The sequence below is a fragment of the Halopenitus persicus genome, assembly GCF_002355635.1.
GTDB classification, from domain to species: domain Archaea; phylum Halobacteriota; class Halobacteria; order Halobacteriales; family Haloferacaceae; genus Halopenitus; species Halopenitus persicus_A.
Window position 1 is genome coordinate 1,579,329 of record NZ_AP017558.1, and the last position, 14,225, is coordinate 1,593,553.

Here is a 14,225-nt window from a genome sequence, read left to right on the forward strand (position 1 = left end):
AATATGTCCGGTGGTGTCATTCATCAGTGGTGCCATTCATCAGTGGTGCCATTCATTATCGTGGCCCCTCGATCGGCGGGTATGCACACGCTGGTTGCCGCGACCGTGGCGCGCACCGACGACGACGTTCTTCTCGTCGAGGAGGGAAAGGAGGCCGTCCGCGGGACCTGGAACCTGCCGGGCGGTCGCGTGGAAGCGGGCGAGGACCCGCGCGAAACGGCCGCTCGGGAGTTCACCGAGGAGGTCGGCGTCGACGTGGAGCTGACCGGTCTCGTCGGGGTCTATCTCGGGCGGGACGCGTTCGTCGACGGTCCGTTCCTCTCGGTCACGTACCTCGGGCAGGTCTCCGAGGAGCCCCGGGCGGTCGCGACCGACAGCGTCGCGGCCGCGAGGTGGATCGATCGAGACCGGCTGGACGAGCTGGCGCTGCGCTCGCCGTACGTCTCGCGCGCGATCCACGACGCCGACGAGCGGACGTTCCCGACGACGGTCGTCCGATCGATTCCGGAGTAACACCGGCGCTCAGTGGTCGTGTGGCCCGTGCGGCGTCTCGAGGAACTCCGAAAAGAGGTCGGTGTCACGCGTCGCCAGCGCGCCCACCAGCGCGGGGTGCAACCGGAGTTCGGTTCGTTTCACGGGCGCGCGAACCACGAGCGCGTCCCCGCCCGCCGACGTCGTCTTCGCGATCTCGACGTCGGCGTATTCGTTGCTCACGTCGAAGGACCCATCGACCTCGTGGGCGTCGTCGGTGACGTCCCGGTCGGTCGGCGGCTGCCACCCGAGACGCTCCGCCAACTCCGCTTCGGTCTGCCACGAGAGGCTTTCGAGACCGAGCGCATCGATCCGGATCGCGTTCGATGATCCCGGCCGGTCGACGGTCGACGCGTTCCGTTCGTCCCCGGCCGATTCGCTCCCGCCGGCCGATTCGTTCCCGCCGGCCGGTTCGTTCCCGCCGGCCGATTCGATCTCGACGAGCTGCCCGCGGGGCGTCAACAGCTTCCGGACGGTCGCCGCGTCGTCTCCGTGGACCACGTCGAACTCCGCCGTGACGGTGGTTCGTCGGGTCATAGGAAGACGGAGATCTTGTCGATCTTCGGAACGGCGTGGTCGAGGTACACGTGGCGCTTCGCGATGGTGAACGTCTCGCCGTTCGGGCGAAGCACGTCCTCGCGGCGCCCCGCGAGGAACGTGTACGACGAGGAATCCCCCTGCCCGTAGTACAACAGGAGGTAGCTCCTCGCGTCCACGGTCCCGTCGTCCCGCTCGGTGGCGCGAACGTTCGTCACGAACCGACGCGTTCTGGACGGCGGCCGCTCGGACCAGGCGTACTCCGACTCGAACCGCTGAACCCGGGCCTCGAGGGAGCCGTAGTCCTCGTCGAAGTAATACGCCGAGCGACTGAAGTTATCGTTCACGTGCTCGCGGGTGATCCGGAGCGGCGCCTTGTACTCGACGTCCTCGTCGAGCAGCGCGAGCCACTCCGTCTGCTCGCGCCGGTCCAACAGGGCGGCCTCCTCGTAGAGGAAGCGCTCGACCCGTTGTTTCAGGAGGAACCGATCGAGCTCCGACTCCCGGTCCGTGTTCGTGGCCATGCTACTCACCGTCCTCCGGACGCCCACGTTCGCTCGGCGACTCGCCGTCGTCCGTTTTCGTCGACCCGTAGCCGCCGGTTTTCACCGACCCGCAGCCGTCGGTTTTCGCCGACCCGCAGCCGTCGGTTTTCGCCGACCCGCAGCCGCCCCCACATTCCCGCGACATCGCGGTTCCGTCACGGGGCGTCGAGAGGTGTTCGAACCACTGGTCGTGGAACTTCTGCATCCCGACCTCCTCCAGGTTGATCGCGTAGACGGTGCCCGGACCGGGCCACTCCTCGTCGTAGGCGACCTCGCTCATCTCCTCGGTCCCCATCTGGTAGTTCAGCTCCACGTCGTGGTGTCGGGCGAACGTCGAGTCGGCGACGTCGGTGATGCCGTTCCAGATGGAGACGTCGTCCTGTTCGAAGTTCCCCGACGGGCCGAAGTTGGACATGTACACCTTGTAGATGCGCTTCTTGGTCGCCTCGGAGGCCCGCTTCGGCGCGAACGCCCAGCTCCAGATCTCGGTTTTGTTCGGCCCGAGCGGCCGCCACTTCCGGAGCCCGAGGAAGCCGGTGACGTCCTTGTTCGGGTCGTCGGTGATGTCCCCGAAGTTCAAGAACGCCAGATTCGGGAACACGCTCCCCGTGAACGAGAGCGCCTCCTTGGCAGCCCGATACTGGTCGGCCGTCACGTTGTCCGGGTTGAACAGGTCCACGATCTCGTCGGGATACGTCATGAACACCTCCTCGCCCTCGACCATTCGCGTGCTGGTCGTGTGGCCGTCACAATGGACGTGTCGGTCCTTCGTCTCCCCCGCGCCGGCGATGCCGACCGTGTCGTCGCCGCCGAGGCCGAGCTGTTTGATCGAGTGGTGCGCGAAGCCGGTGTGGTAGCTGTCGCCGGCGAAGTTGTCCGCACCCGTCTTCCAGTTGGTCTCCACCACCCAGCGGTGCGGCTCGCCGATGACCTCCATGCCGCCGTCCGGGAGCTTGAACTGGATGTCGAGGTACCACGTGAACTCCCCCAGATGCTCCTCGAGGCTCTCGCCGGAGTCACCCAGCGAGGCGAACACCAGCCCGGCATAGCTGTCCACCCGGGGCGCGCTGTGGAGCCCGTGTTCGGACTGGTCCAGGTTCTTGAACGCGACCTCCTTCTGTGGCACTCCCACGAGGTCGCCGGTGTTCTTGTAGGTCCACCCGTGGTACGGACACCGGAAGTGTGAGGTGTTGCCCTGCTCGGCACGGCACAGCTTCGCGCCGCGATGCCGACAACTATCGAACAGCACCTGCACGTCGCCGTTCATGTCCCGCACGAAGATGAACGGGTCGCCCGCGATGTAGCGCCGCGCGTAATCGCCCTCCTCGGGTATCTCGGATTCGTGGCCGACGAATATCCATTCACGGCCGAACAGCCGGTCGAGCTCCAGCTGATGGACCGCCTCGCTGTTGAACGTCTGCAACGGCAGCTTGCCCTCGCCGAGCGACGCCTCGATCTCCGCGAGGAGATCGGCGTGGTCGTCCGGCTGCTGAGCCGTCGCTTTGCTCTCTGTCGGTGGCATACGTTCCCATACCTATTTCCACCACTTAAAAATTCCGGTGAATCGGCGCGATGGCCGACGTCACAGCGAGGCGTTTCGTCGACCAACTCCTCATCGGAGCCGTTCGTCGATCGTCATTCGGACGTTCTTGACCCTGGTGTAGTGGCGTAACGCGGCCGTCGCGTACTCCGACCCGGCTCCGCTCTGTTTGTACGCGGGGAACGGCACCTGCGGCGTCGGCGAGGCGTAGTTGTTCACCGTCACCGTTCCGGCCTCGAGATGCCGCGTGATGCGGTTTGCCCGGTCGAGGTCGCTCGTCCAGACGCCCGCATACAGGCCGTATTCCGTGTCGTTCGCCCGTTCGACGACCTCCCGCTCGGAGTCGAAGCGATGGGCGGTCAGCACGGGCCCGAAGATCTCCTCGCAGGCGACCGCCGCGTCGTCGGGGACGTCCTCGATGAGGGTCGGCTCGTAGAAGTTCCCCTCCTCGAACGGGATCCGACCGCCGGTACGTACCGTCCCGCCCGCCTCACGGGCCGACTCGACGTACGAGTCGACCTCCGACTGCGCCGACGGCGAGATGAGCGCCGACACGTCCGTCTCGTTCGGGTCCGGTTTCACGTCCATCGCCTCGATCCGAGCGACCACGCGATCGATGAACTCGTCGTAGATGTCGTCCGCGACGAACAGTCGGGTGCCGGCATAACAGCTCTGTCCGGCGTTGCTGAACAGCTTGACCGCGCCGTCCGCGGCCGCCTCCTGGTCCGCGTCGGCGAACACGACGTTCGGGCTCTTGCCCCCGAGCTCGAGGTTCAGCGGTATCAACCGGTCCGACACCGATTCCCGAATGTTGAGGCCGACCGCCTTCGAGCCCGTGAACGTCAGCTCCCGGACGTCGTCGTTCGCGACCAACGCTTCGCCGGCGGTCGAACCCCGTCCGGACACGACGTTCAGCACGCCGTCCGGCAGCCCGGCGTCGTCGGCCGCCCGTCCCAACTCGTGGATCGCCATCGGCGCCAGCGTGGCCGGCTTGGCCACGACGGCGTTCCCGCAGGCCAACGCCGGCGCGATGCTTCGTGAACCCAACAGCAGCGGCGAGTTCCACGGGATGATGTGTCCGGTCACGCCCAGCGGCTCCCGCCGCGTGTAGTCGAACTCCTTGCCCGACAGCGGGATGGTCTCGCCGGTGATGCGGTGGGTCAGGCCCGCGTAGTACTCGAAGTACTCCGCCGCGTACTCGACGCTGCGCTCGGAGTCCGACAGCGAGCGCCCGGTCTCCTCGGTGTGTCGCTTCGCGATCTCCGTCTTGCGGTTCCGGAGCTCGGCGGCGATGTCCCGGAGGTAGTCGCCCCGATCCACGGCGTCGACCGTTCGCCAGTCCTCGAAGGCGGACCGTGCCGCCTCGACCGCCGCGGTCACGTCGGATTCGTCCGCGAGTGCGATGCTGGATACCGGCTCGTTCGACGAGGGATCGTGTACCGTCATCGTCTCGGCTGATGACGGCGTCTCCCCGTCGATGAGTAACGCGTACTCTCTCATCAGTCGTCCGACGTTTGATATCCTCACATATAAAAGTTCACCCAACGATCCGTCCTGATCGGCCATCCGCGACGGGCGTCGGTCGGCCCGTTCGGCGACTCTCGGCCGCTCGTCGCCTTCACTCCTGGGTGATGACGCTCCGGATGCCCGTGCCGTCGTCCATCGTCTCGAACGCCTCGTCCAGCCGGTCGAGCGGGTACGTCTCGCTGACGAGCTCGTCGAGCGGCAGCCGGCCGGACTCCGCGAGCCGCGCGAATCTGGGGATGTCGGTCGAGGGGCGCAGCGATCCGCCGACGTTCCCGACGATCCGCTTGCCGCTGGTGAACGCTCCCGGGGGGATCTCGAAGTCGTCGGCGGAGCTCGTCGCGGTCGAGACGACCGTTCCGCCGGGACGCACGGCGTCGACCGCCTGTGTGACGACCGCCGGATGGCTGGTGCACTCGAACGCGTACGCGACGCCGCCGTCGGTGATGTCCCGGATCGCCGCGACGGGATCGGTCTCGCCGGAGTTGACGGTGTGGGTGGCACCGAGCGTCTCGATGAACGAGAGCTTCCCGTCGACGACGTCGACCGCGATGAGGGGGTCGGCACCGGCCAGTTCCGCGCCGAGCACCGCGCTGGTTCCGACGCCCCCGCAGCCGAACACCGCAACGGGCTCGCCCGCCGAGACGTCGGCGGTGTTCGTCACCGCTCCCAGGCCGGTCGTCGCGCCGCAGCCGAGCAACGCGGCCTGGGGAAACGGGAGCCCGTCGGGGATCGTGACCGCGGTCTGCTCGGCGACCACGCAGTGGCTGGCGAACGACGACTGTCCGTAGAAGTGGTTCACCGCCTCGCCGTCCCGGGAGAGCCGCCGCGTCCCGTCCAGGAGCGTGCCCCCCTTGACGACCGACCGGCGCGAACAGAGGTGGGGATCGCCCCGTTCACAGAACCCGCACTCCCGACAGAACGGCAGGACCCAGAGCACGACGCGGTCGCCGACCGACACGGACGTCACGCCGTCGCCGACGGCGTCGACGACGCCCGCTCCCTCGTGCCCCAACACGACGGGATGCGGCGTCTCCGAGGCACCGACGTACCGGTGGTGGTCGGTGTGGCAGACGCCGGTCGCCCGCACGTCGACGCGGACCTCCCCCGGCTTCGGGTCGGCCAGTTCGAGCGATTCGATCGATAGCTCCCGTGGCTCCTCCAGCACTGCTGCAGTGATGCGTGTCATGTCTCCCGTCTCCCGATAGCTTCTCTCACGGGAGTGATTAAAGTATGGGATGGTGGACCGGCCGGCGTGTCCGCCGTCGTTCGTCCCGATCGTTCCGGCGGCTCGACCGTTGCCCTCGATTTCGTTAGGCTTCCTCGGTGACGATCTCGCCGTTCTCCAGCCACAGCGTGAGCAGCTCCGGCAGCGACGTTCGCCGGATCTCGTCGACGACCTCCTCGACCGGATACGGCACGCGGTGGAGGGTGGCCGTCCTCGCCTCGGTATCGATCACGGCGTAGGCCGCGCGCCGGTCCCCGTCGCGCGGCTGTCCGACGCTCCCGGGATTCACCAGCAGCCGGTCGTCGAACCGCTCCGCGTGTTGCACGTGCGTGTGTCCGTGAACGAGGATCGATTCGCCGTCGAACAGGTGGGGTCCGTACTCCTCGGGATAGAGCCGGCCGTCCTGGTCACTCGGCTTTCCGTGAACCAGCTTGACGTTTCCCCCGTCGACGGTCAGTTCCGCGGGCAGGGCGGCCAGGTACTCCATCTCCTCGGCATCGAGTCGGTCGTGCGTCCAGACGCCCGCCAGGCGCGCGAGCTCGCCCGGCCTGAGTCCCGACTCGTCGTCGGTCTCGGGGTCGGCGGCCGTCCCCATCGCGTCGATGTCCGTGCTGATCTTGCGGTCGTGGTTCCCCTGAATGCTGGTGATCCCCTCGGCGCGGAGGGTCTCAAGCACCCGATGCGGGAACGGGTTATACCCCACCGCGTCCCCGCAGTGATAGATCCGGTCCACGTCGGGCATGTCGTCGAGAACCGCCTCGAGGGCCGGCTGGTTTCCGTGTACGTCGCTGATGAGACCGAGTTGCATACCTCGGCTTCCACGCAGAACTATTTAAACCTTCCAACGACGTGTTCCGCTTTCCAACGGCCGTGTCGTTCGGAAACGGGTTCGTCGGGCCGGCGCTCCGTTCGGGACCTTGTTCGACGATGCCGGATTCTTTCGGCGATCCTTCGGAATGGCCGGAACGGATTACTATAAAAGGCTGGGAACCGATCACCGTGTATGGCGGATGGAAACGAACGTTCGGGCACGATCGGCACGTTAGCGAAGGGGTTCCGAATGATCGAAATCATCGAGGACGAGGGACCCGCGACGCTCACCGACGTGGCCGACGAGATGGGCCTCGCGAGAAGCACCGTTCACGACTACCTCACGACCCTGACCGACCTGGAATACCTGGTGAAGAACGACGGCGAGTATCAGCTCGGGCTGAAGTTCGCCCGGCTCGGCACGAACGCCACGGAGACGGTTCGACTCTCCGACACCATCACGCCGTATCTGGAGCGGTTGGCGGACGAGACCGGCGAGACCGTCTGGTTCCTCGTCGAGGAGTGTGGACGCGCGGTCTATCTCGACCACGCGGAGGGCGATCAGGCCATCAAGACGGAACACTTCACCGGCGGGCGCTCGTACCTCCATTGTCACGCGGGCGGGAAGGCGATCCTCGCACAGCTCCCGACGGAGCGCGTCGACGAGATCATCGACGAACACGGTCTTCCGGAAATAACGGAAAACACGATCACCACCCGGGACGCCCTCTTCGAGGAGCTGGAACGCATCCGCGACCGGAACTACGCGCAGAACCACAGCGAGCAGTTGCTGGAGACGCGAGCGGTGAGCGCGGCGATCGTCGTCGACGACGAGGTGCTCGGGGCGATCAGCGTCGGCGGCCCCGCCCACCGGCTCCGCGGCGACCGGTTCGAGGACGAACTGCCGAACCAGGTTATGAGCGTGGTGAACGAGATCCGGCTCAACCACCTGTACTCGTAGGCGGTGCCGTCATCGACATCCGAAAATAACAAGCGTACTCTTGTAATTGTTTGTCGAGGGATTCGCGTGTCGCTGTTGATCGAGACGTCGCCGTTTCCGAGGATGGACGCGTTGCACGACGTCGCGGGCGTGTGCACGTTGCGGCTTGAAATCGGCTCCGGTGGCCGACGGATCCACGAACCCGATCGGCATTACAACAGTAACGTCGTGATGCTCGACTCGAAACACCCTCCGTGAGGAGCGATCGTCCGCATCGTCCCGTCTCGTCACCGGTGACCGACCGTTCAATGATGAAGAACGCGGTGGGTTGCCGGGCGTCCTCCGACGCTCACTCGAAGACGAAGTCGAGCTCGATGACGTTGGCCGCCTTCCGGACGGCCTCGGACAGTTCGGCGTCGCGCTCCCGGTCGGTGAACTCACGTGCGGGTCCCGAGACGCTGACCGACCCGGCCGCGGTCCCCTCGACGAGTATGGGGGCGGCGAGACAGCGCAGGCCGTCGATGCTCTCCTGGGCGTCGATCGCGATCCCGGTCTCCCGGATCTCGGCCAGTTCCGACTCGAGCGCCTCCCGGGAGGTGACGGTGTGGTCGGTGAACGACGGCAGGCCGTGCGTCTCCACGATCGCGTCGACGCGCTCCGCGGGGAGGTGTGCGAGCAGGGCCTTGCCGGTGGCGGTCGCGTGCATGTGCCGACGTTCGCCCCGATTCATCGCGCCATCCGACGCTCCGTTGGCGTTCGCGGCGTGGACGCAGGTGCCCTTTCCTCGCTCCTCGACGACGAGATTCGCTCGTTCTCCGGTTCGGTCCGCCAGATCCTCGACGTGCGATCGGCCGTGTCGATAGACCGGATAGCCCTGTTGCACCGTCGTTCCGAGCCGGAGAAACTGGCCGCTCAATCGGTATTCCCCGTCCGTCTTGTGCAGATAGCCCTGCTCGTGGAGCGTGTGGAGATGCGTGTAGGCCGTGCTCTTCGACAGCGACAGCTCGTCCGCGACCGCGGACGCCCCCGCGCTCTCCAGTCGTTCCAGGGCTTCAACGATGTCGAACGCTCGCTCGACGGCACCGATCGTCTTGGTGGTTCCGGCCATACGCGACTTATATACGGTGTGTTATCAAATACCTTTTCATCGATAGTGAACGTACTGATCGGTGGCGAAGGCGGGCGCCGATCCGGAACCACCGGGGGCCGTCGCGGACCGACGCTGGAATCGTCGCGGTGACTGTCGTCGATCGAACGCGCTCACCGAAGAAGATATATCTCGGGAGCAAGACCTCCGATCGAGATGGGAGAAACCCAATTCGCGTTGCCCGACGTCGGCGAGGGCGTCGCCGAGGGCGAACTCGTCGCCTGGCTCGTCGAGGAGGGCGAGCGCGTCGAGGAGGACCAGCCAGTCGCCGAGGTGGAGACCGACAAGGCGATCGTGGAGATCCCCGCGGCGTACGACGGCATCGTCTCCCGGCTGCACGCCGCGGAGGGCGAGGTCGTTCCGGTCGGCGACGTGATCGTCACCTTCGACGTCGACGCCGAGGGGTCGACCGCCGATGAATCGGCCGGCGCCGGCGACGTGGACGCCACGACCGACGAGGACGCCGCCGGTGGCGCTGCCGCCGGTGACGCCGCCGGTGAGAATGCCGCGGACGCCGAAGGCGCCGGAGCGACCGCCGCCGCAACCGATCGCGTGTTCGCGCCGCCGAGCGTGCGAACGGCCGCCCGCGAGGCGGGCGTCGATCTCGCGAGCGTCCACGGGAGCGGTCCCGGCGGCCGGATCACGGCGGACGACCTCCGCGCGGCCATCGACGGACGACCCGGCTCGACCGGCGATGGCGAACGGACGCGGCCGACCGACGAGGCCGGACGATCGCGCTCGGATGACGAGGTTGCCGGCTCGACCGGTCGGAGGGGGTCGACGGCGACGTCACGCGGGGGCGATTCGAGCGGGACGGCCGACCGGGATCGAACCCTCGCGATGCCCGCGACGCGGCAGCTCGCTCGGGACGAAGGCGTCGACATCGATGCGGTCCCCGCAAGCGACCGGCGCGACGGCGAGGCGTACGTCACGCCCGACGACGTGCGCGCATATGCCGCCGGCGAGACGGGTACCGCTGCCGGTGCCGGGGCAGCTGTTGCTGACGACGTCGGGGAGAGGGGCGGTTCGGAAGCCGGTGCAACCGGGACGGACGCGGACGCCGGTACAGCCGACGCGGACGCGACGCGGCCGGGCGACCGCATCCCGTACCGCGGCGTCCGGCGGACCATCGGGGAACGGATGGCGACCGCGAAGTACACGGCCCCGCACGTCAGCCATCACGACGAGGTCGACGTGACCGACCTCGTGGCGACCCGCGAGCGGTTGACCGCGGCGACCGCCGAGGACGAACCCCGGCTGACTTACCTGCCGTTCGTGATCAAGGCGGTCGTGGCGGGGCTGCGCGCACAGCCCATCCTCAACGCGGAGCTCGACGAGGAGGCCGAGGAGATCGTCGTCCACGATCGCTACGACATCGGCATCGCGGTCGCGACCGACGCGGGGCTGATGGTGCCCGTCGTCGAGAACGCCGACGAGAAGGGGCTCCTCGAGCTGGCCGCCGAGGTTCGCGACCTCGCCGCCCGCGCCCGGAGCCGGACGATCTCCCCCGAGGAGCTGCAGGGGAGCACGTTCACGATCACGAACCTGGGGGCGATCGGCGGCGAGCACGCCTCGCCGATCATCAACTACCCCGAGGTGGGGATCCTGGCGCTCGGCGAGATCAAGCGGAAGCCGGCGGTCCACGAGGGCGAGGTGGTCCCCCGCGACCTGCTGACCGTCTCGATGTCGGTCGACCATCGCGTGGTCGACGGCGCCGACGCCGCACGGTTCACGAACGAGGTAACCCGGTACCTGAACGATCCGGACCTGCTGTTGCTCGAGTAATCATGGTTATGGGAGACGTGACGACCGGAACTGACGTATTGGTCATCGGCGGGGGCCCCGGCGGCTACGTGGCCGCGATCCGCGCCGCACAGCGCGACCTCGACGTGACGCTCGTCGAGAAGGACGCTTACGGCGGGACCTGCCTGAACCACGGCTGCATCCCCTCGAAGGCGCTCATCCACGCGGCGGACGTGGCCCACGAGGCGGGGACCGCCGAGGACCTGGGGATCCACGCCGATCCGGCGGTCGACGCCGTCGCGTTGGCCGACTGGAAGGACGGCGTCGTCGACCAGCTCACCGGCGGCGTCGAGAAGCTCTGCAAGGCGAACGGCGTGACCCTCATCGAGGGCACCGCCGCGTTCTCCGGCGAGCACACCGCCCGGATCGCCCACGGCGGCGACGGCCAGGGGATGGAGTCCGTCGAGTTCGAGCACGCGATCGTGGCGACGGGGAGCCGGCCGATCGAGATCCCGAACTTCCCGTACGCCGAGGAGACGGTCTGGTCCTCGCGGGACGCGCTCGGCGCGGACGCGGTGCCCGACCGGCTCGTGGTGGTCGGCGCCGGTTACATCGGGATGGAGCTCTCGACGACGTTCGCCAAGCTCGGCGCCGACGTGACCGTGGTCGAGATGCTCGACGACGTCCTCCCGACCTACGAGGACGACGTGAAGCGCGTCGTTCGGTCGCGCGCCGAGGAGCTGGGGATCGAGTTCTCGTTCGGCGAGGGCGCAAGCGATCTGCGCGAGGTCGACGGGACCGGGATCGAAGTCGTCACCGAAACCGAGGACGGCGAGGAGTCGGTCTACGGGGCCGACCGCGTGCTGGTCGCCGTCGGTCGCGAACCGGTGACGGACACGCTCGAACTGGACGCGGCCGGCCTGGAACCCGGCTCGGACGGCTTCCTCGAGACCGACGTCCAGGGGCGGACCGACCTCGATCACGTCTTCGCGGTCGGCGACGTCGCGGGCGACCCGATGCTCGCGCACGCGGCCAGCCGGGAGGGGATCGTCGCCGCGGAGGCCATCGCCGGCGAGCCGGCCGCCCTCGACGCGCAGGCCGTCCCGAGCGCGGTGTTCACCGACCCGGAGATCGGGACGGTGGGGCTCACCGAAGCCGAGGCGGCGGCGGAGGGGTTCGATCCGGTCGTCGGCGAGATGCCGCTTCGCGCGAGCGGCCGCGCGCTCACGATGAACGAGACGGACGGCTTCGTCCGGATCGTCGCCGACGAGCCGAGCGGCTACGTCCTCGGCGGGCAGGTCGTCGCCCCCGAGGCGTCCGAGCTGATCGCCGAGATCGGGCTCGCGATCGAGATGGGCGCGACCCTGGCGGACGTCGCCGGGACGATCCACACGCATCCGACCCTCTCGGAGGCCGTGATGGAGGCGGCCGAGAACGCGATGGGGCAGGCGATCCACACCCTCAACCGGTGACTGGCCGCTCCCGTGACCCACGCGGGAATCACCGGAACACATATTACGGTCCTGTTCGACCGTGATCGTAGTCGCATGAACGAACAGTCACGTCCCGAGTCGCCGGGATCGACCGATGCCGACGTCGCAGCCGTCTCGGAACGCGACGTCGACGTCGCCACGCATCGGGTGGTCGACGCCGACGGCTCGGTCGTCGCCCCCGATGCGGTCCCCGACCTCGCGGACGACCGGTTTCTCGACCTCTATCGCTGGATGGTGCTGCAACGAACCTTCGACGAGCGCGCGACGAAGCTCCAGCGCCGGGGGTTGCTCGGCACCTACGCCTCCGGCCGGGGCCAGGAGGCGAGCATCATCGGCAGCGCCTTCGCGCTGACCGACGACGACTGGATCTTCCCGTACGGCCGGGAGGCGGGCGCGCTCCTGATGCACGGCCTCTCGATGCGGGACCTCCTGCTGTACTGGCGCGGCATCGAGGACGCCTCCCGGATGGAGAACGCCAACGTCTTCGGGTTCGCGATCTCGATCGGCTCCCATATCCCGGTGGCGACCGGGACGGCCTGGGGACAGCAACTCGACGACGAGGACGCGATCTCGTTCGTCAACCTGGGGGACGGAGCGACCTCGACCGGGGCGTTCCACGAGGGGATCAACTTCGCGGGCGTGCTCGGCGTGCCAGCCGTCTTCTTCACCCAGAACAACCAGTACGCGATCTCGATGCCCTTCGAGGAGCAGACCGCCGCCGACACGGTCGCCCAGAAGGCGATCGCCTACGGGATGGACGGGATTCGGGTCGACGGAAACGACGTCCTGGCGGTGTACAACGCGGTCGCGACGGCACGCGAGCGCGCCCTCGCCGGCGAGCCGGTCCTGATCGAGGCGGTGACCTACCGGCGGGCGGCCCACACCACGAGCGACGACCCGACGCGGTACCGGGCGGACGAGGAGGTCGAGGAGTGGGAGCGTCGGGACCCGGTCGAGCGGTATCGGTCGTTCCTCCGTGAGCGTGGCCTGCTCGAGGCGGTCGACGAGGAGGCGATCACCGAGGAGGTGAACGAGTTGTTCGACGAGGCGGTCGCGGCGGCCGACGCCTATCCGGAGCGGGACGTCGCGGAGCTGTTCCGGTACGTTCACGCGGAGCCGACCCCCGAGCTGGAGCGACAGCTCGAGGAGTTCCGCGACCTGCTCGAGCGACGACCCGAGATGCACGAGTTCATCGAACACCGGCCCAAGGGGTAATCATGCAGGCAACGATCATCGAGGCGATAAACGACGCGCTACACGAGGAGATGGCGAGCGACGACCGGACCGTGGTCTTCGGCGAGGACGTCGCCGAGTCCGGCGGCGTCTTCCGGGCGACCGAGGGACTGCTCGAGGAGTTCGGCGGGGACCGCGTGCTCGACACGCCCCTCTCGGAGATCGCGATCGTCGGGGCCGCGATCGGGTTGGCCGCCCACGGCTATCGGCCGGTCGCGGAGATCCAGTTCTCGGGGTTCCTCCCGCCGGCGTTCGACCAACTCGTGACGAACGCGAGCCGAATCCGGTGGCGCACCCGCGGGGAGATCACCGCGCCGATGACGGTGCGAACCCCCTACGGCGCCGGCGTCCGTGCGCTCGAGCACCACTCGGAGAGTCTGGAGGCGGCCTACGGCCATCTCCCGGGACTGAAGGTGGCGATCCCGAGCACGCCGGCGGACGCGAAGGGGATGTTGACGAGCGCGATCCGCGACCCCGACCCGGTGTTGTTCATGGAGCCGAAACACGTCTATCGGTCGTTCCGCGATGAGGTGCCGGAGGGGGAACACACGATCCCGTTGGGCGAGGCCGCGGTCCGGCAGGCGGGCCGGGACGTGACCGTGATCGCGTGGGGTGCGATGATGCACAACACCCTGGAGGCGCTTGCGGAGCTGCCGGACGTGGACGCGGAGGTGATCGATCTCCGGTCGATCTCCCCGCTCGACCGGGAGACCGTCGTCGAGTCAGTGAAAAAGACCGGGCGCTGCGTGGTGGTCCACGAGGCTGCCAAGACCGGCGGGTTCGCCGGCGAGCTAATCGCGACGATCAACGACGAGGCGCTCGCGTATCTCGAGGCGCCGGTGCGTCGGGTGACCGGGTTCGACACCCCGGTGCCGCTGCTGTCGATGGAGGATTACTACATCCCCCACCCGCCCCGCATCGAGGAGGCGATCGCCGAGACCGTCGAGTACTGAC

General features: G+C 67.9%; 13 protein-coding genes. 6 read left to right on the top strand and 7 right to left on the bottom strand.

Going from position 1 to position 14,225, the window contains the following annotated elements; genetic code table 11:
- Positions 1-81 precede the first annotated feature (81 nt).
- Positions 82-513, top strand: a complete 432-nt coding sequence (locus tag CPZ00_RS07620) for an NUDIX hydrolase (RefSeq protein WP_157744207.1) — start codon at positions 82-84, stop codon at positions 511-513.
- A 9-nt stretch (positions 514-522) separates the two neighbouring features.
- Here the strand turns inward: CPZ00_RS07620 and CPZ00_RS07625 are convergent, their stop codons facing one another.
- From CPZ00_RS07625 to CPZ00_RS07650, 6 genes are all read right to left on the bottom strand, one after another.
- Complete coding sequence (locus CPZ00_RS07625) at positions 523-1,068, bottom strand: hypothetical protein (RefSeq protein ID WP_096390352.1); 546 nt, start codon at positions 1,066-1,068, stop codon at positions 523-525.
- The gene (locus CPZ00_RS07630) at positions 1,065-1,592 is read right to left on the bottom strand and encodes an aromatic-ring-hydroxylating dioxygenase subunit beta (RefSeq protein WP_096390353.1); all 528 of its coding nucleotides are present in this window, start codon (positions 1,590-1,592) and stop codon (positions 1,065-1,067) included. The genes CPZ00_RS07625 and CPZ00_RS07630 overlap by 4 nt, the downstream gene beginning before the upstream one ends.
- Before the next feature lies 1 nt (position 1,593).
- Positions 1,594-3,135 (bottom strand): aromatic ring-hydroxylating oxygenase subunit alpha, encoded by a 1,542-nt coding sequence (locus CPZ00_RS07635; protein ID WP_199243339.1) that lies wholly within the window; start codon positions 3,133-3,135, stop codon positions 1,594-1,596.
- 90 nt (positions 3,136-3,225) lie between these two features.
- Positions 3,226-4,653 (bottom strand): aldehyde dehydrogenase family protein, encoded by a 1,428-nt coding sequence (locus CPZ00_RS07640; protein ID WP_157744208.1) that lies wholly within the window; start codon positions 4,651-4,653, stop codon positions 3,226-3,228.
- A gap of 118 nt (positions 4,654-4,771) precedes the next feature.
- The gene (locus CPZ00_RS07645) at positions 4,772-5,866 is read right to left on the bottom strand and encodes a zinc-binding dehydrogenase (RefSeq protein WP_096390355.1); all 1,095 of its coding nucleotides are present in this window, start codon (positions 5,864-5,866) and stop codon (positions 4,772-4,774) included.
- Between the two features lie 124 nt (positions 5,867-5,990).
- A complete protein-coding gene (locus CPZ00_RS07650) occupies positions 5,991-6,713 on the bottom strand; it encodes a metallophosphoesterase family protein (RefSeq protein WP_096390356.1) in 723 nt (240 codons plus the stop codon).
- Between the two features lie 195 nt (positions 6,714-6,908).
- On the opposite strand from CPZ00_RS07650, the gene CPZ00_RS07655 reads away from it, so the two are divergent.
- Positions 6,909-7,676, top strand: coding sequence for an IclR family transcriptional regulator (locus tag CPZ00_RS07655; protein ID WP_096390357.1), 768 nt, complete (start codon positions 6,909-6,911; stop codon positions 7,674-7,676).
- 328 nt (positions 7,677-8,004) lie between these two features.
- On the opposite strand, the gene CPZ00_RS07660 is transcribed toward CPZ00_RS07655, so the two are convergent.
- Positions 8,005-8,763, bottom strand: a complete 759-nt coding sequence (locus CPZ00_RS07660) for an IclR family transcriptional regulator (RefSeq protein ID WP_096390358.1) — start codon at positions 8,761-8,763, stop codon at positions 8,005-8,007.
- A 195-nt stretch (positions 8,764-8,958) separates the two neighbouring features.
- Between CPZ00_RS07660 and CPZ00_RS07665 the strand changes: the two genes are divergently transcribed.
- From CPZ00_RS07665 to CPZ00_RS07680, 4 genes are all read left to right on the top strand, one after another.
- Positions 8,959-10,587 (top strand): 2-oxo acid dehydrogenase subunit E2, encoded by a 1,629-nt coding sequence (locus CPZ00_RS07665; protein ID WP_096390359.1) that lies wholly within the window; start codon positions 8,959-8,961, stop codon positions 10,585-10,587.
- A 2-nt stretch (positions 10,588-10,589) separates the two neighbouring features.
- Positions 10,590-12,017 carry a dihydrolipoyl dehydrogenase gene (gene lpdA, locus CPZ00_RS07670; RefSeq protein WP_096390360.1) on the top strand — a complete coding sequence of 476 codons (1,428 nt, stop codon included), beginning with the start codon at positions 10,590-10,592 and terminating at the stop codon, positions 12,015-12,017.
- A gap of 75 nt (positions 12,018-12,092) precedes the next feature.
- On the top strand, positions 12,093-13,253 hold the full coding sequence (gene pdhA, locus CPZ00_RS07675) for a pyruvate dehydrogenase (acetyl-transferring) E1 component subunit alpha (RefSeq protein ID WP_096390361.1): 1,161 nt from the start codon (positions 12,093-12,095) through the stop codon (positions 13,251-13,253).
- Between the two features lie 2 nt (positions 13,254-13,255).
- Positions 13,256-14,224 (top strand): alpha-ketoacid dehydrogenase subunit beta, encoded by a 969-nt coding sequence (locus tag CPZ00_RS07680; RefSeq protein ID WP_096390362.1) that lies wholly within the window; start codon positions 13,256-13,258, stop codon positions 14,222-14,224.
- Position 14,225: the final 1 nt, after the last annotated feature.